Origin of the sequence: Micromonospora sp. RL09-050-HVF-A (genome assembly GCF_019374995.1) — a bacterium.
In the GTDB taxonomy this organism is placed as follows: Bacteria; Actinomycetota; Actinomycetes; order Mycobacteriales; family Micromonosporaceae; genus Micromonospora; species Micromonospora antibiotica.
The window spans coordinates 1,532,407-1,548,910 of sequence record NZ_JAGKQP010000002.1 but is presented as its reverse complement, the minus strand read 5'-3'; the positions used below and the strand labels follow the sequence as shown (position 1 = coordinate 1,548,910).

At 73.3% G+C, this 16,504-nt stretch carries 13 protein-coding genes; 7 read left to right on the top strand and 6 right to left on the bottom strand.

Annotated elements, in window-relative coordinates; translation table 11 throughout:
* Positions 1-99: 99 nt before the first annotated feature.
* Positions 100-705: a YdeI family protein gene (locus tag J7462_RS07090; protein ID WP_219462859.1), complete on the top strand. Its 606-nt coding sequence runs from the start codon at positions 100-102 to the stop codon at positions 703-705.
* A 7-nt stretch (positions 706-712) separates the two neighbouring features.
* Here J7462_RS07090 and J7462_RS07085 read toward each other — a convergent pair whose 3' ends face one another.
* Complete coding sequence (locus tag J7462_RS07085; protein ID WP_219462856.1) at positions 713-1,270, bottom strand: GNAT family N-acetyltransferase; 558 nt, start codon at positions 1,268-1,270, stop codon at positions 713-715.
* A 437-nt stretch (positions 1,271-1,707) separates the two neighbouring features.
* Here J7462_RS07085 and J7462_RS07075 point away from each other — a divergent pair, with 437 nt between their 5' ends.
* From J7462_RS07075 to J7462_RS07060, 4 genes are read left to right on the top strand one after another with little or no spacing between them, the layout of a single operon-like run.
* Complete coding sequence (locus tag J7462_RS07075; RefSeq protein ID WP_219462854.1) at positions 1,708-4,419, top strand: fibronectin type III domain-containing protein; 2,712 nt, start codon at positions 1,708-1,710, stop codon at positions 4,417-4,419.
* A 37-nt stretch (positions 4,420-4,456) separates the two neighbouring features.
* On the top strand, positions 4,457-5,359 hold the full coding sequence (locus tag J7462_RS07070) for a hypothetical protein (RefSeq protein ID WP_219462853.1): 903 nt from the start codon (positions 4,457-4,459) through the stop codon (positions 5,357-5,359).
* A complete protein-coding gene (locus J7462_RS07065; RefSeq protein WP_219462850.1) occupies positions 5,356-6,303 on the top strand; it encodes a nucleotidyltransferase family protein in 948 nt (315 codons plus the stop codon). The genes J7462_RS07070 and J7462_RS07065 overlap by 4 nt, the downstream gene beginning before the upstream one ends.
* Positions 6,296-6,721, top strand: coding sequence for a lasso peptide biosynthesis protein (locus J7462_RS07060; protein ID WP_219462849.1), 426 nt, complete (start codon positions 6,296-6,298; stop codon positions 6,719-6,721). Before J7462_RS07065 ends, J7462_RS07060 begins: the two co-directional genes overlap by 8 nt.
* 77 nt (positions 6,722-6,798) lie before the next feature.
* Here J7462_RS07060 and J7462_RS07055 read toward each other — a convergent pair whose 3' ends face one another.
* From J7462_RS07055 to J7462_RS07035, 5 genes are read right to left on the bottom strand one after another with little or no spacing between them, the layout of a single operon-like run.
* Positions 6,799-7,077, bottom strand: a complete 279-nt coding sequence (locus J7462_RS07055; RefSeq protein ID WP_219462847.1) for a PqqD family protein — start codon at positions 7,075-7,077, stop codon at positions 6,799-6,801.
* Positions 7,074-8,267: an asparagine synthase-related protein gene (locus J7462_RS07050; RefSeq protein ID WP_219462845.1), complete on the bottom strand. Its 1,194-nt coding sequence runs from the start codon at positions 8,265-8,267 to the stop codon at positions 7,074-7,076. The genes J7462_RS07055 and J7462_RS07050 overlap by 4 nt, the downstream gene beginning before the upstream one ends.
* A gap of 7 nt (positions 8,268-8,274) precedes the next feature.
* A complete protein-coding gene (locus J7462_RS07045; protein WP_219462842.1) occupies positions 8,275-9,150 on the bottom strand; it encodes an ABC transporter permease in 876 nt (291 codons plus the stop codon).
* Positions 9,147-9,761 carry an ATP-binding cassette domain-containing protein gene (locus tag J7462_RS07040; RefSeq protein WP_219462840.1) on the bottom strand — a complete coding sequence of 205 codons (615 nt, stop codon included), beginning with the start codon at positions 9,759-9,761 and terminating at the stop codon, positions 9,147-9,149. The genes J7462_RS07045 and J7462_RS07040 overlap by 4 nt, the downstream gene beginning before the upstream one ends.
* Positions 9,762-9,785: 24 nt before the next feature.
* Positions 9,786-9,950 carry a lasso RiPP family leader peptide-containing protein gene (locus J7462_RS07035; RefSeq protein ID WP_219462838.1) on the bottom strand — a complete coding sequence of 55 codons (165 nt, stop codon included), beginning with the start codon at positions 9,948-9,950 and terminating at the stop codon, positions 9,786-9,788.
* Between the two features lie 696 nt (positions 9,951-10,646).
* Here J7462_RS07035 and J7462_RS33205 point away from each other — a divergent pair.
* Both J7462_RS33205 and J7462_RS07025 read left to right on the top strand, forming a co-directional pair.
* Positions 10,647-11,963, top strand: coding sequence for a GNAT family N-acetyltransferase (locus J7462_RS33205; RefSeq protein WP_219462830.1), 1,317 nt, complete (start codon positions 10,647-10,649; stop codon positions 11,961-11,963).
* 171 nt (positions 11,964-12,134) lie between these two features.
* Positions 12,135-16,403, top strand: a complete 4,269-nt coding sequence (locus J7462_RS07025) for a family 43 glycosylhydrolase (protein WP_219462828.1) — start codon at positions 12,135-12,137, stop codon at positions 16,401-16,403.
* The last annotated feature ends 101 nt before the right edge of the window (positions 16,404-16,504 follow it).

Here is a 16,504-nt window from a genome sequence, read left to right as displayed (position 1 = left end):
CGGGAAACCTGTCCGCCGGTCGCCGGGGTGGTGCCGACGGATGCCCGGGCCGGGACCGACCCGGGCGGGTCTGTCACCCGTGGCGGCTAACCTGCCGTCATGGTGAGCGCCGAACTGGATGAGTTGATCGTCGCCGACGCGGACGCGCTGCGTGCCTGGTTGTCGGCTCACCACGCCACCTCGCCGGGCGTCTGGCTCGCCCTGACCCGCAAGGGCGGCACGGTCACCACGCTGACCTGGCAGCAGGCGGTCGACGAGGGCCTGTGCTTCGGCTGGATCGACGGCCAGGCCCGGAAACGGGACCTGGAGACCTCGTGGATCAGGTTCACCCCCCGCCGGCCGCGCAGCATCTGGTCGCAACGCAACGTCGCCCATGTGGCGCGGCTGGAGGAGCAGGGGCGGATGCAGCCCTCGGGGCGGGCCGCGGTGGAGGCCGCGAAGGCCGACGGGCGGTGGGCGGCGGCCTACGCCCCGCCGTCGGAGGTCGAGGTGCCGGCCGACCTGCTCGCCGCCATCGCCGCCGTACCGGCCGCCCAGGCCATGTTCGACGTGCTCACCAGCGCCAACCGGTTCGCGCTCAGCCACCGCCTCAACGCGGTGAAGCGGGCGCAGACCCGCGAGCGGAAGATCGTCGAGTTCGTCGCCATGCTGGCCCGCCACGAGACGATCCACCCGCAGAAGGCCAGGCCACCGCAGTCGCCGTGATCCCTTTCTAGCGGGGCGTCCCGGGCCAGGCGTCGATGCACAGCGCGTAGGTGTAGCCGTCCACCCAGCCCCGTTCGGCGTGCCAGGAATCGCCGACGCCGTGCTGCTCCCGACGCATCCCGACCTTCTCCAGCACCCGTACCGAGGCGAGGTTGTCGGCGAAGCAGCCGGCGGTGATCCGGCGGACGCCCAGCCCGGCGAACGCGTGCGTCACCATCGCCGCGACCGCCTCGGTGGCGTAGCCGTGGCCGCCGTGGGCCGGGTCGAAGATGTAGCCGAGCTGCGCCTCCGTGCGTGCCGGCATGCCCGGCTGGCCCATCCCGTCCACCACGTCGAGCGAGACCGTGCCGATCACCAGGCCGGCCAGGGTCACCGCCATGCTGTGGTCGTCGGGGTCCGCCGCCGCGCGCCGCCACGCCGCCCGGAACGCCGCCGGCTCCACCTGGGTACGCAGCAGCCAGTAGGTGACCTCGGGCAGGTTGCGGTATTCGAGGATCCGGTCGACGTCCTCGTCCCGTACCGGGCGGAGTTCCAGGCGGGCGGTGCGCAGCGTGGTGCCTTCCATGCGGCCGGACTCTAACCCACAGTGGTCGGGCTCAGCCGGCCGGTCGCAGGTCGGCGAGGAGCTGCTCCACCCGGGCCCGGATCTCGTCGCGGATCGGGCGGACCGCCTCGACGCCCTGGCCGGCCGGGTCGGGCACCGGTTCCGGCGGCGGAAACCGCAGTTCCGGTACGCGCAGCAGCGAAGTGTCAGGTAGGCGACGCTGCCCGCGCGACCACTGTGCAGGGCCCGAACCGTGCCCTGGCAGAACACCTCTGAGCTGCGAAAACTGGTAGGAACGGAGCGAGATTCCACTACCCGCCGACGGCGGGGAGCGGGTCGATTTCCGCCGGTCACCGTCGCGGTACGGGGGCATCGGGCACGCGGTCCAGAGCCGAACCGCTGTCTCGTCCCTTCCTCCGTGGGTGGCCCACCGCCCCCCCGAAGAGGGAGAACACTTCATGTCCCTGGTGCACCGTCTCCACCCACGGGCGGCCTTCGTCGCCGCCCTGCTGCTGCTCGTCGGCCTGCTCACCGCACCCACCTCCGCCTCGGCGCGTGACCCCGGCCGGTCCGTCCCGCCCCCGGCGTCCACACTCCACCGCCCGCTTCCTGCCGCGCCGGCCACCACCGTGGCGGCCCGGCCGAAACCCCCGGCGGCCCCGGCCGCACCCACCGCCACCCGCTTCCGCACCACGGCCACGGTCACCTGGAAGGCACCGGCCTCGCCGGACACCGCCATCACCGGGTACGCGGTGACCGCCTACCGGGACGGAAAGAAGACCCGCTCGGTCTCCTTCGACGCCTCGACGACCAGCCGGAAGGTCTCCGGGCTGACGGCGAGGGGCAGCTACACCTTCACCGTGGCCGCGAAGAACGTCGCCGGGACCAGCCCGGCCAGCCCACGCTCGAAGGCGGCCAAGCTGCTCGCCCTGCCGGGCGCCCCGACCATCATCGCGGTCACCGCGGACACCGCCTCGGCGGTGCTGAGCTGGACCCCCGGCCCGGACGGCGGCTCGCCGATCACCGGCTACGAGGTCCACCCGTACGTCGGCGGGGTGCGCCAGGCCGCGCAGTCGTTCGGTCCGGCCACCACCAACACGGTGACCGGCCTGCTCCCGACCACCACGTACACCTTCACCGTGGCGGCCCGGACCGCCGCCGGCACCGGCCCGGAGTCCGCGCAGTCGGCGGTGGTGACCGCGAACGTGTCGCCGACGCTGCTGTTCGACGCCCCCACGGACGCCACCGTCGGGATCGCCTACGTCGCCACCCTGAACGTCACCCACGGCGTGCCCCCGTTCACCTGGTCGGTGGCCTCCGGTGCGCTGCCCCCCGGGTTGATCCTCAACCCGGTCACCAACGGCATCTCCGGGGTGCCGACCACCGCCGGTCAGTACCCGGTGGTGATCCGGGTGGTCGACGCGGCGGCCCGCTCCGGCACCCGGCTGATCGTGCTGACCGTCAACCAGGCACCCACCCTGGTCTTCCCGCCGCCGCCGCTGGCCGAGGTCGATGCGATCTACGCCGACCTGCTCACCGTCGTCGGCGGCACCGCGCCGTTCGTCTGGGGACTGGCCGACGGGTCGATGCCCCCCGGGTTGACCCTCGACCCGGCCACCGGCCTGATCTCCGGCCGGCCGACCTTCGCCGGGACCTACCCGGCGACCATCCGGGTCACCGACGCCAACGGCTTCAGCGCCACCAAGCCGATCCGGCTGGTGGTGCAGCCCCAGAGCGTGGTCACCCTGACCGCCTCCACCAACGCCACCACCTTCGGCACCCCGGTGCACTTCGAGGTGGTCATCGGGCCCGGTCAGGCCGACGGGGCGGTGACGTTGATCGACGCACTGCCCAACGGGATCGAGACCCGGCTCGGGACGTTCCCGGTGGCGCTCAACCGCGCCTCGTTCGACCTGCAGATGCCGGCCTTCGGCCTCAACCAGTTCCGGGTGCAGTACGACGGGGTCGATCCGAACGCCGAGGTGGTGTCGAACTCGGTCACGGTCGAGGTCTCCGCCCTGCGGGAGCAACTGGAGATCAACCAGTTCGCCCAGTCGGGTCTGACCGGCCTCGCCGACCAGTACGTCACGGTCACCAACACCACCGCGCTCGACCTGCCGATCGCCGGGTTCCGGATCGAGGCCCCCGGCGGGGTGGTCGTGGTCGTTCCGGGCAGCGCCCGACCGCTCCCACCGCGCCGCGGCTTCCTGGTGGTGGGCCCCACCTACTCGCTGCCCAACATTCAGCCCGACCTGGTCGTGTCGGGCCTTGGCCAGGGCGGCCTGCGGCTGGTGGCGCCGGACACGGCACACACCGTCACCGATGCGGCCGGCTCCACGCCGGGCTTCGTCGAGGGCACCCCGCTGCCGACCTTCGGCAGCCCACCGTTCGTGAACCACGCGTGGGTCCGGCTGAGCCTCGGCGGCAAGCCACAGGACACCAACGACAACGCGGCGGACTTCCGGCTGGTGGCGACCGTGCTCGGCCCGATCAACGGGGTGCCGTCGGCGTTGGGCACCCCGTCGCCGCAGAACAGCCTGGGCACCTACCAGCAGAACACCGCCATGCAGTCGACGCTGCTCGACCCGGGCGTCGCCCAGGGCGTCGCGCCCAACCGGGTCCGGGTCAACGGCAGCCCGGGAACGCTGATCATCCGGCGGACCCTCACCAACCGGTCCAGCGCGCCGATCACCCAGGCCCGGGTCCGGATCACCGCCCTGAGCCAGGAGAACGGGGCACCGCTGCCCGGCGGGTCGTCCCCGGCCATCCACTCCAACATGCGGCTGGTCAACCCGGTCAACCCGACCAGCTCGATCACCATCAGCACCGGTCAGACCCTGCTGGTGCGGAACCTGTCGATGGACGCGCCGGCCACCAGCCCGCCCGGCGGCGGGCTGGCCACCACCCTGACCGTCCCGTTCGACCTGGGCGGGCTGCGGCCGGGTGGGCAGGTGCACATCGCCCTCACCTTCGCCGTCGACACGCCGGGCACGTTCTGGATCGCGTACGACATCGACGCGCTCGGCACCGGTGACACCCCGACCATCGCGGGCGCCGGCAAGGCGGCGAAGAAGGCCAAGGCGGCCACCTCGGCCAGGCAGCGGGCGCTCGATGCCCGCCGGTTGGCCGAGTCGAAGAAGCTGAGCCTGATCACCGGCACCGTGCGCTGAGGCACTGTCGCAGCAGGGGTGCGGGTGGCGGGTCACCATGACCGCCACCCGCACCGCTGCGCCGACGACGGTCGTTGACCAGGACATGAACGGGGGAGCGATGGGGGCGACCGGGCGGTCCGTCTACGGGCTGTGCGTGCACGGGTTGGACGAGGTCGAGGAGCTTCCCCCGGCCGAGGCCCACCCGGATCGTCCGGCGGTACGCGTCCGGCAGACCACCGTCGTGCCGCCACCCCCGGTCCCCATCGACCTCGACGGCGGGGTACGGGTCCTCGTCGACGGGCGGACCCTCGCGGTGGACCGGCGGCGGGGCACCGCCACCTTCCACGGCCCGCCGCTCGCCCCCGACGTGCTCGCCCACCCCTACCTCGCCCCGGTGGCGACGGTCTTCAACCGGTGGGCCGGCCGGGAGACGTTCCACAGTGGCGCGTTCGTCCACGCCGGGCGGGCCTGGGCGGTGGTCGGGCCGCGTACCGCCGGCAAGAGCAGCCTGCTCGCCGCCCTGGCCGCCCGGGACGTCCCGGTGGTCGCCGACGACATCCTGGTGGTCGACCGGACCGAGGTCTACGCCGGCCCGCGCTGCATCGACCTGCGGGAACCCGTGCCGGGGCCGGCGCTGTCCACCCGGGCGGTCCGGGCCGGTGAGCGGCTGCGGGTGGCCCTGCCGCCGATCGCCGACCGGACCCCGCTGGGTGGCTGGCTCTTCCTCGGCTGGGGCCCGACGACGACGACCCCGGTGCCCCCGGTCGAGCTGCTGGCCCGGCTCGCCGGCTGCCGGTCCTGGCACCGGTTGCCCACCGACCCGGCCGCCCTGCTGGGCCTCGCCGCCCTGCCGGCGTGGGACCTCACCCGGCCGCGTGACTGGGCCGCGTTCGGGCCGACCCTGCGGCTGGTCGAGCGGACCCTGACCGCCGCGCGGGCCGTGGCGGCGTCCCGATGACCGCATCGCAGGCCACCGGCGCGGCCGTCCGGCACCTCGCTCTCGACGCGACCGCCGTGGCGACCTGCGCCCGGCTGGCCGACCGGGGGATACCGGCCATCCTACTCAAGGGGGCCGGGCTGGCCCGCCGTCTCGGCACCGAGGGACGCCGGGTCTATTCCGACGTCGACCTGCTGGTCGCGCCGGACGACTTCGACCGCGCCGAAGCGCTTCTCGCCGGGTCGGGCTTCCGCAGCGCGTTGCCGCCGGGCCGCCCCGATCCCCGGCTGCTCTGGTATGAGCGCCCCTGGTACGCGCCCGGCCCGGCACCGCTCGTCGTCGACCTGCACCGGGGCTTTCACGGGGTGGCCGACCCGCAGGCGTTCTGGACCCTGCTGTCGGCGTCGGCGCAGCGGCTGCCGTTGGCCGGCGGCACGGTCGCCGTACCCGACGTGGCCGCCACCGCCCTGCTGGTCGCCGTGCACGCCGCGATGCCCGGTCGCTCCGACCGGCCGTACGCCGATCTGCGGCGTGCGTTGGTGGTCTTCCCGGTCGAGGTGTGGCGGGCGGCCACCGTGCTCGCCAGACAGACCGGCGCGGTGCCGGCGTTCGGCTTCGGGCTGCGCCTGGCTCCGGGCGGCGCGGAGCTGGCGGACCGCCTCGGCCTGCCCCGGCAGACGAGCCGGACGCAGTGGGCCGCCGTGCGTCGGGTCTCCGGCCCCGCGTACGTGCTGGCCCGGCTCGCCGAGCTGCCCACCGGTCGGGACCGGTGGCGGCACCTGGTGCCGTACCTCCTGCCACCACCCACCGCGATGCGGCACGGCAGCCGGCTGGCCCGGCGCGGTCCGGTGGGCCTGTCGGCCGCCTACCTGCTGCGTTTCGCCCGGCACGTCGTCAGCCTGCCGACGGCGGTGCGGGAGCTGCGGACCGCCACCCGGCTGGCGCGGCGCTCCCGCCATGGCTGACCGGCACCGGTCGACCCTGCGTGCCATGGCGCGGGCGCTGCGCCGGGGTGGCCTGCCGGCGGCCCGGACGGCCCTCTGGACGGGCCGGGCGGTGCATCAGGCGCGTCGGCAGCTCGCCCGGCAGGGCATGACCGACCTGCGGCTGCCGGCCCCGCCGCCCGGCGCGGCCGCCCACCGCGCGGTGGTGCTCGGCGTGCTGCGCCGCACCGGGGCCAACTGCCTGGAACGCTCCCTGGTGCGGCAACGCTGGTACGGCGCTCAGCTGGTCGCCCGGACGGTCGTGATCGGGGTGACCGCCCCGAGCACCGGTTTCCACGCCCACGCCTGGCTCGACGGCGACACCGACGCCGAGCGGGAGGCCATGGTGGAGATCCTCCGCCGGCCCACCCCGCCGGCCTGGCTGGGCGAACGGCCCTGACGCCGGCCACCCGGGCCTGGCGGTCGGCCCTGACGTCGGGTCATCCGGGCCGGTCGGGCTGGCGGGCCGACAGCGGGTCACGGCCCCGGTAGCAGGCCGTGTCGGCGCAGGTCGTCGAGGAAGGCCGCGACATCGGCGCTCGCCCGGTCCGGATCCACGGCGATGTCGGCGACCAGCACGGTCACCAGTTCCTGCTGTGTCGCGCCGCCGACCAGGTGCTGCCACAGCATCGCCCCGCAGCGGTCCAGTCCGAAGTAGACCGAGCGGTCGGTGTCCAGCACGACCACCTCGTCGCCGGCCTGCCGCCAGGCCACCCGGGTCGGGTCCACCCGGTGTACGGTCTCCGGCCGGCTCATCCGCTCACCTCCGCGTCGGCTCCGGCGCGTCGCCCTCCGGCCGGTGGCAGCGCTCGGATCGGCGTGGCCCGCGTCGGGAACCGAGGGGCCGGGGATGGTGTGGTCGCCAGCCAGAGCTGCTGGACCAGGGCGGCGGTGCCGCCGGGGATCGGCCAGCGGGACCAGGTGTCGCGCAGGGCGGCCACGTCGACCAGCTCCGGGTCCGCGCCGGTGCCGTCCCAGGAGCGGACGAACTCCCGGGTCGGGGTACGCAGAAAGACGTCGCGGAAGTGGGCCTTGCGGCGGGGCGCGATGACCTCGGGCGGCAGGGCGTCGCCGACGATCTCGGCGAGCAGACCGTCCCGGGAGGTGCGGTGCCGCCGCCCGGCCAGTGCGGTCAGCGCGTCCAGGAAGCCGTCGTCGAGCAGCGGATGGACCGGGGTGACGTCGTGGTCCTCGGCGACGGCGGTGAAGGCTGACCGGGTGATCACCAGGTCACGGCGGCGGGTGTGCCACGCGACGCGGGGGCCGAGCCGGCGCGGCTCGGCCCGCTGCTCCGCCCGCAGCGCGCGGCCGACCTGCCGGGCTGTCTCGGCCGGCAGCCACGGGAACAGCCGCTTCGGCCGGTGCCGGCGCGACAGCTCACGGGCGAGGACCCGGACCCGTCCCAAGCGGGCCCGGGTCGACCGGGGTGGCGGACGACGCCATCCCGACAACACCTGGTCCCCGCCGAGGCCGGTGAGCACGCTTCCGCCAGTGGCCAGCTCCAGCAGCGGCAGGTGCAGGTGCAGGTTCACCGGATGCCGTACCCCGTAACGGTGCAGGAAACGGCTGGCGACCGGGCCGACCAGGTCCAGGTCGTGGTCGGCCCGCAGGATCTCCCATGCGGACCCGAGGCCAAGCGCCGCGACGACCCGGTCCTGCCAGGGCGACTCGTCGGCCCGGGGTGCGCCGGTGAACCGCCAGGTGATCGGGACCGGGTCGGGCAGGCCCTCCCACCGGGCCATCCGGACGGCCACGGCGAGCACCAGCGACGAGTCCAACCCGCCGGAGAAGCTCACCACGCACGGCGGTCGGCGCAGCGCGGGCAGCACCGCCTGGCCCAGCGCGGCGAGCGGGTCCGGGGCGACCGGGGGGACGACCCGCAGGGTCGGCGGCCCCACGCCCAGCACGGTGCCGGACGCGATGTCGAGCGGAGTCGGACGGAGCATGGGCACCTCAATCACGGGTCAGGGTTCCCCGGGCGGTGGCGATCCGTAGCGCGCGCCCGAAGAACCAGGTCGACAGGGGTAACAGCAACACGGTGGCGGCCAACAGGGTGAGTGCGGAGCCGGCCCAGGCGTCGCCGGACAACGCGGCGCGCAGGCCGTCCAGCGCGATCCGGCTGGGCAGCACGGCGGTCAGGGTGGGTAGGCCACCGGGAAGCGCGGCCACCGGGAAGTACGTCCCGGACAGGAAGGACAATCCGACGATCATCAGGCGGGCGGCGCTCTCGCCGTACCCGACGGCAACGGCGAACGCGGTCAACCCGATGCCGATACCCATCATCGCCGCGCTGCCGGCCACCAGGACCGCGGCGACGCCCCACCAGTCGGCCCGCGCGGTGTGCAGGCCGAACAGCGCGTGCAGCAGGACCAGGTAGAACCCGGCGCGCAGCAACGCCAGCAGGAAAGGGTACGCGGCCGTGCCCACCGCGAGGGCGGACGCCGGCACCGGCTGCGCGGCCAGCAGCTCCAGCGTGCCGCTGCGTTGCTCCCGGGCCACCCGCGAGGTCAGCTGGGTGCTCGCGGCCTGGAGGACGAGCATGAAGGTGATGCCGACCGCGACGAAGTCGAAGTAGGTCGTCGCGCCCAGCAGGCGGTGCGCCCCCGGTGGCGTCAACACCCGGGAGATGAACAGGAAGACCAGCAGGTTCACCACCCCGAACACGAGGTCCAGCAGCAGTGGCAGCCGGATCAGCTGTCGCTCGCCCAGGTCCCGCCGGGCCAGGGCGAGCACGGCCCGACCGCCCGCCGCCGACCCGGGCCGGGGAGCCGGGCCGGGGGCGGGCGGAGCCGGCCGGGGGTGCAGACGCGTGCCGGCCCGTGGCGTCATCCGACCGCCGCCAGGGTGAGCCGCTGCTGGCAACGGTTGCCGTCGTCGGCGTGGTGGGAGGCGACCACACAGGTCAGCTCCGTCCGCCGGTCGATGGTCTGCCAGAGCAACCGCCGGCCCTCCTCGTCGAGGGAGCGCCCCGGCTCGTCGAGCAGCAGGAGCGCGGGTGCGGCGACGAGCGACCGGGCGATGCTGATCCGGGCGCGCATGCCGGCCGAGCAGCGGGCGGCCGGCATGCTGGCGTAGCGGGCGATGCCCAACTCCTCCTCGATTGCGTCGACGGCGGCGCGGACGGCCCGCCGGGGGAGCCGGAGCCGGGCGACGAGCGTGATGTTCTGGTGTGCCGTGAGCTGCTCGTAGAGGCCCTGTTCCGGCGCCAGGCACACGCCGGTCGCGCGCCGGGCACCCGGCGAGCCGACCGGATGGCCGGCCACGGTGGCCTGCCCGGCACTCAGGGCCAGCGTGCCGGACAGGCACCGCAGCAGGGTGGTCTTGCCGGATCCGTTGGGCCCCGCCAGGAGCACCCGTTCGCCGGCCGCCGCCTCGAAGTCGAGGTCGGTGAAGACACTGCGGTGACCGAACCGTCGGGTGGCCCGCACGAGACGCAGCATCGGCGTCCGGCCCTCACCGTTGGTTCAGAGCAGCGAGGCGTCGCCGTTGCCGCCCAGCCCGTCGTCGGGCCCGACGGTGCCGCCCTGGGTGAGTTCGGCGAGGGTGCCGAGCCGGGTGACGGTCGGGGGCCGGTAGCCCGAGGCGTCGGGTGCGGTGGGAGTGCCGTCGAGGTCGCGGAGTGAATCCATGTCAGTTCCCTGCTTCGGTAGATGGACGCCCAGAAAACCCCATTGCGGGTCATGAAAGGCGTTTGGGGCGATAGTAGCTGCTATGGAGTGTTTCCGGTATCGGACTCCTGCGGCGTTGCCGTTGTCGGAATTAACGCTTGGAGACCGTGGTGGTCACGCTGCTCGGCGGTCTCGTTCCGCGAATTGCGCCTTGTGCGCGTCGTGGCTGCCTATCCGGGGATCCCGCGCAAGTCGGCCGACGCGCGTCGACCGTCTGGTGACTGCCGGCGGCGGCCTGCGTCGGAGCGGTTCCCGGCTGTGGTTACTGTCCACGGTGCTCTGTCGAGGGGGTCATCTGCGCTGGCCAGAGCGGTATCCGGCGGGCGGGGGGCGATGGCTGGTGTGTGCCGGGGTGATTTCGACCTGACTTCTTCGTGTGCCGCAACCTTTTCTCGCGAGCGAGAAATTTGCTTTCGCGCTGCTTGGATCTGTTCTACCTTCGTCTTTCACCACCTTGGTGCGCGAATCGCGAATATGTAGCGTGATTAGAGTGTCCGATCCGGGGTAGGGCAGGTAGCAGATCGGTGATGTCGCCTATAGTGCGGCATTATTGGATTTCTGCTGCCCGGTGCGTTGCCAGGCGGCGTGGCCGCGGGAGGGCACCGGATGGCTGGCTACCGGCCGCCCCTTTCCCGGCGATCGACGGCGCGACCAGCCGTGGAAGCCGATCCCGAGGCCGGGGTGCAGCCATTGCCCTGGCAGCGGTACACCATGACCGACGCCGACGAGGTGCGCGCGTTCCTGCGGGCCACGTTCGCCGACGTCACCGTCGCGGTGTCCGAGTTCGGGGCCGAGGGGGCGCAACTGCGGGGCATGAGAGCGATGCTCGGCGATGTGACGCTGTACGGACTGCGGTGCTCGGCATGCCTCCGGGTGGAGGCCGTCGCGCACGGACTGGTCAACATCTTGCACGTGCGCGACGGACGGTTGTCGGTCAGCGACCGCCGGGACGTCCACCGAGTCACACCCGGCCAGGTGGCCCTCCTGCCGGCCGAGCAGGCGCTGGAGTTGGAGGGCGAGGCCGTTGAGTCGTTCGCCGTCGGGCTGCCGACGTCGCTGGTCGACGAGGTCGCCCACACCTGGTCCGGAGGTGGCGGTGGGCGGGTGCGTTTCGTGGGAACCCGTCCGGTCTCGGTCGGGCTGGAGCGGCACTGGTTGGGGACGCTGGCGTACGTGCGGCAGGTGGTGCTGGCCGACCTCGCCCTGGCCACCAACCCGCTGGTCATCGAGCAGGTCCGGCACATGCTGGCGGCGGCGGCGCTGGCGGTCTTCCCGAGCGCCGCCGTCGTACCCCAGCCGCGCGGCCCGGGTGACATCGCGCCCTCGGTGGTACGCCGGGCGATGGACCACGTGGAGGCGCACAGCGACCGGTACGTGTCGCTGGCGGAGCTGGCCGAGGCCTCCGGCGTCTCCGCCCGAGGGTTGCAGTACGCGTTCCGCCGTTACCAGGACACCACCCCCGCCCGGTACGCCCGCCGGGTTCGGCTGGGCCGCGCCCACGAGGACCTGCTCCGGGGGGCCCGGCGGCGGGCGACACGGTGGCCGCGATCGCCGCCCGCTGGGGGTTCACGGACGCGAAGCGCTTCGCCACCGACTACCGGGCCGCCTACGGCCAGCCGCCGAGCCGCACGCTGCGATCCTGACCCGGCCGTCGCGTGTTTGGATGGTCCGGTGGAGTTCACCGTGACAGACGCGCCGGACCGGGAGCGGTTCGAGGCGCGCGACGAGACCGGAACGCTGGCCGGGATGGTCACCTACCAGTTGACCGGCACCATCATCGCCTACACGCACACCGAGGTCGAGCCGGCCTTCGAGGGTCGGGGGGCCGGCTCGACGCTGGCCCGCGCGGTCATGGACGACGCCCGCTCCCGGGGCCGGACGGTGGTGCCGATCTGCCCGTTCCTCGGTGACTGGCTGGGCCGGCACCCGGAGTACGCGGACATCGTGGTCCGGTCCACTCGCAAGATCAAGTAGGTCGGCGGGGTGGTTTCGGGTCGCTCGACGGCGTCAAGGGCCCCCCGGGTCGCCCTGCGGTGAGCGGGCGTGAGCGCAGCGCATCGGCGGGGTCCACCTCCTTGACGGAGTCTGATTGTTGCGTTGACAATTCCAGCCTGTTAACGCTCACATGACACCGAGGAATCCCCCATGCGCTCAGCAGTTCCCCGGGACCACCACGCCGCCACCCCCCGCCGCACCCGTACCCTCGCCGCCGCCACGCTGCTCACCCTGGTCGCCGCGCTGACCCCCGCCGTGGCGACCCCGGCCGACGCGGCTGCCGCCGACGTCACCGACGGGCTGCTGCTGCGCTACGACCTCGACCAGCGCACCGGCACCACCATCACCGACACCTCCGGCCACGGCAACGACGGCACCCTGGTCGGCGGCGGCACCTGGACCGGCCCGGACGGGCTGCTGCTCGACGGCGTCGACGACCACGTCAAGCTGCCGAACGACATCCTGGCCGGCCGGTCGTCGCTCACCGTCGCGGTCGACGTCCTCGTCGACCCGACCCAGCAGACCCCGTACTTCCTCTGGGGTCTGGGCAACCCGGCCACCTCTGCCGCCGGCACCGGCTACCTGTTCGCCAGCGGCGACGCGTTCCGCGCCGGCATCACCACCACCAACTGGGCCGGCGAGCAGGTCACCGGCGCCGGCGGCAACCTGACCCGGGGGGTCTGGAAGTCGGTCACCTACACCCAGACCGGCACCACCGGCACCCTCTACGCCGACGGTGTGCAGGTGGCCCGCAACACCGCCGTCACCGTGCCGCCCAGCGCCGTCGGCAACGGCGTCACCACCAGCAACCACCTCGGCCGGTCCACCTACGCCACCGACCGGTTCCTCAAGGGACGGGTGGCGAACTTCCGGATCTACGACCGGGCGCTCACCCCCGCCGAGGTCGCCGCGATCGTACGACCCGAGGAGTCCGACCAGACCCGGGCCGAGTCGGCCGCCGCCGCGCTGTCCCTGGTGCACGCCGACGACGTCCGCGGCAACCTGACCCTGCCCGGCACCGGCCGGCACGGCGCGACGGTCGCCTGGCGCTCGGCCCGGCCCGAGGTGGTCACCCCCGACGGCGTGGTCCGTCGCCCGGCGCACGGCGCGGGCGACGTCACGGTCCCGGTGACCGCCACCGTCACCGTCGGCAGCGCCACCGCCGAACGGACCATCCCGCTGACCGTTCGGGAGCTGCCGGCCCCCGCGCCGTACGCCGGCTACGCGTTCAGCTACTTCACCGGCAACTCGATCGCCGGGGAGAAGATCTACTTCGCCGCCAGCCGGGGCAACAACGCCCTGCAGTGGACCGAGGTCAACGGCGGCCAGCCGAAACTGGAGTCGACGTACGGCACCCGGGGCCTGCGCGACCCGTTCCTGATCCGCAGCCCGGAGGGGGACCGGTTCTTCCTGATCGCCACCGACCTGTCGATCGGCCGCAACGGCGACTGGGACGCCGCCCAGCGCCGGGGCAGCCGTTACCTGGAGGTGTGGGAGTCCACCGACCTGGTCAACTGGTCGGCGCAGCGGCACGTCGAGGTCTCCCCGCCGACCGCCGGCAACACCTGGGCGCCCGAGGCGTACTGGGACGCCGAGCGCGGCGAGTACCTGGTCTTCTGGGCCTCGAAGCTGTTCGCCGAGAACGACCCGAACCACACCGGCAACACCTACAACCGGATGCTGGCCGCCACCACCCGCGACTTCGTCACGTTCAGCCCGGCGACCATCTGGCAGGACCGGGGCGAGTCGCGGATCGACTCCACGATGATCCGTGAGGGCGACACCTACTACCGGTTCACCAAGGACGAGGGCGGCGGTGGCACCGGCTGCTCCGACATCATCCAGGAGAAGTCGACCTCGCTGACCGCCGTCGACCTGCCCGGCCGGCCCGCGTGGACGATGCTCGACTCGTGCATCGGCCGCGACGCCGGCACCTCCGCCGTCGAGGGCCCCACCGTCTTCAAGGCCAACCCCGGCGACACCTCCGGCTCGCGCTACTACCTCTTCGTCGACGAGTACGGCGGCCGGGGCTACATCCCGCTGGGCACCGACGACCTGGCGAAGCCGAACTGGAAGGTGCCGGCCTCCTACCGGCTGCCGGCCAGCCCCCGCCACGGCACCGTCATCCCGGTCACCCGTGCCGAACTCGACGCGCTCAACGACGCGCCGCCGCCGGTCAGCGCCAACGCCGACGGGGTGGTGGCCCACTACCGGCTCGACCAGGCAGGCGGCGGCACGGTCACCGACGACTCCGGCAACGGCCACCACGCCACGCTGGCCGGTGACGCCCGGTGGGACGACGGCAGCCTCACCCTCGGCGGCACCAACGGCCACGTCGACCTGCCCGACAACATCATGGCCGGGTTGGACGAGATCACCGTGTCGATGGACGTGAACATCGCCGCCGACCAGGCCACCCCGTACTTTCTCTGGGGGCTCGGCAACACCGACTCCGCAGGCGTCGGCAACGGCTACCTGTTCACCACCGGCAACGACTACCGCACCTCGATCAGCCTCGGCAACTGGACCGGCGAACAGACCGTCACCGGTGGCCGGGCGCTCCCCCGGGGAGCGTGGAAGACGCTGACGTACACCCTGAACCGGGCCGGCACCGCGCGGATCTACCTGGACGGGGTGCGGGTGGCCGAGAAGACCGGGCTGACCGTCGCCCCCGGTGACATCGGCGGCGGTCGGACCACCGCGAACTACCTGGGCCGCTCCCAGTACGCCAGCGACCGCTACCTCAAGGGCCGGATCCGCGACTTCTCGCTCTACAACCGGGCGCTCACCGACGCCGAGGTCGCCGCGCTCGGCAGCAACGGCACCAGCGTGGTCTCCGTCGAACTCGACAGCCTGAAGGTGCCGGCCATCGTGGACGCCGCCACCGGCACCATCACCCTGCCGGTCCGGCCGGGCACCGACCTGACCAGCCTCGCCCCGCGCTACCTGGTCGCGCCGACCTCCACGGTCAAGCCCGCCGGTCCGCGTAACTACACCCGACCGGTGACGGTCACCGTCACCAGCGCCGCCGGGGCCAGCCGGGCCTGGACGGTGCGGGCGGTGCCGATGAACACCCCGGTGCTGCCCGGCTTCAACGCCGACCCGAACATCGTCCGGTTCGGCGACACCTACTACATCTACGCCACCACCGACGGGTTCCCCGGCTGGGGCAGCTCGACGTTCACCGTGTGGTCCAGCCGCAACCTGGTCGACTGGACCGCCCACGACACCATCCTCGACCTCGGGCCGGACATCAGCTGGGCGGACACCAACGCCTGGGCGCCGGCCGCGATCGAGAAGAACGGGAAGTACTACCTGTACTTCTCGGCGCAGCAGAACATCGGCGTCGCGGTGGCCGACTCGCCCCTCGGGCCGTTCGTGGACCCGCTCGGCCGGCCCCTGGTGAGCAAGGCCGACTACGGCAACGCCCAGCAGATCGACCCGGCGGTGTTCACCGACGACGACGGGAAGAGCTACCTGTACTGGGGCAACGGCACCCCGTACGTGGTGCCGCTGAACGACGACATGGTCTCCTACGACGTCGGCAGGCGGGTCCGGCTGACCGGGCTCACCGGCTTCCGCGAGGGCCTGTTCATGCACAAGCGCAACGGCGTCTACTACCTGTCCTGGTCGATCGACGACACCGGCAGCGAGAACTACCGGGTCGGTTACGGCATCGGCAGCAGCCCGCTCGGGCCGTTCACCAGCAAGGGGGAGATCCTCACCAAGGACCCGAGCCAGGGCATCCTGGGCACCGGGCACCACTCGATCATCCAGGTGCCCGGTACCGACGACTGGTACGTGGCGTACCACCGGTTCGCCATCCCGGGCGGTGACGGCACCCACCGGGAGACCACCATCGACCGGTTGTACTTCGCCGACGACGGCACCATCGAACCGGTGGTGCCCACGCTCAGCGGCGTCGAGCCGCTGCGCTACCGGGGCGGGCAGCCCCGGCTGCGGATCACCGACCCGGGCGCCGACGGCTGGTACGGCGCGAACGCCGCCCTCACCCTGGCCCACGGCGAGCTGATCCGGTTGGTGGAGTACCAGATCGACGGGGGAGGCTGGTTCCCGTACCGGGAGCCGGTGGCCCTGCCGGCGGGCCGGCACACGGTGCAGTACCGGGCGCAGGGGGTCAACCTGTTCTGGAGCGAGCCCTGGTCGGTGTCGGTGCAGGTGGACCGGGTGGCACCGACCGCCGAGGCGACGCTGGTGGGCCGCACGCTGGTCGTCACCGGTCGCGACGGCGACTCCGGGGTGGCCCGGGTGGAGTACCGCCTCGACGGTGGGGAGTGGACCACCTGGACCGGGCCAGTGCCGCTGGACGACCTGGCGCACGGGGTCCGTTACCGCGCGGTCGACGTGGCCGGCAACGTCGGTGAGGTGGGTGTCCTGCGGGTCCCCGCAGTCAGGTAACCGCCGCCCTCCCGCGTCGCCCCGACGCGTCAGCCGCCCCGCGCCGCCCGACCGGAGCACGGTCGGGCGGCGCGGGCCGCTGCCCGGGGCAGGCCGGTCCC

Bases quoted from the DNA above. Each gene is read 5' to 3' on its own strand.
- J7462_RS07090 (WP_219462859.1), top strand. From the start codon at position 100: ATGGTGAGCGCCGAACTGGATGAGTTGATCGTCGCCGACGCGGACGCG.
- J7462_RS07085 (WP_219462856.1), bottom strand. From the start codon at position 1,270: ATGGAAGGCACCACGCTGCGCACCGCCCGCCTGGAACTCCGCCCGGTA.
- J7462_RS07075 (WP_219462854.1), top strand. From the start codon at position 1,708: ATGTCCCTGGTGCACCGTCTCCACCCACGGGCGGCCTTCGTCGCCGCC.
- J7462_RS07070 (WP_219462853.1), top strand. From the start codon at position 4,457: ATGACCGCCACCCGCACCGCTGCGCCGACGACGGTCGTTGACCAGGAC.
- J7462_RS07065 (WP_219462850.1), top strand. From the start codon at position 5,356: ATGACCGCATCGCAGGCCACCGGCGCGGCCGTCCGGCACCTCGCTCTC.
- J7462_RS07060 (WP_219462849.1), top strand. From the start codon at position 6,296: ATGGCTGACCGGCACCGGTCGACCCTGCGTGCCATGGCGCGGGCGCTG.
- J7462_RS07055 (WP_219462847.1), bottom strand. From the start codon at position 7,077: ATGAGCCGGCCGGAGACCGTACACCGGGTGGACCCGACCCGGGTGGCC.
- J7462_RS07050 (WP_219462845.1), bottom strand. From the start codon at position 8,267: ATGCTCCGTCCGACTCCGCTCGACATCGCGTCCGGCACCGTGCTGGGC.
- J7462_RS07045 (WP_219462842.1), bottom strand. From the start codon at position 9,150: ATGACGCCACGGGCCGGCACGCGTCTGCACCCCCGGCCGGCTCCGCCC.
- J7462_RS07040 (WP_219462840.1), bottom strand. From the start codon at position 9,761: ATGCTGCGTCTCGTGCGGGCCACCCGACGGTTCGGTCACCGCAGTGTC.
- J7462_RS07035 (WP_219462838.1), bottom strand. From the start codon at position 9,950: ATGGATTCACTCCGCGACCTCGACGGCACTCCCACCGCACCCGACGCC.
- J7462_RS07025 (WP_219462828.1), top strand. From the start codon at position 12,135: ATGCGCTCAGCAGTTCCCCGGGACCACCACGCCGCCACCCCCCGCCGC.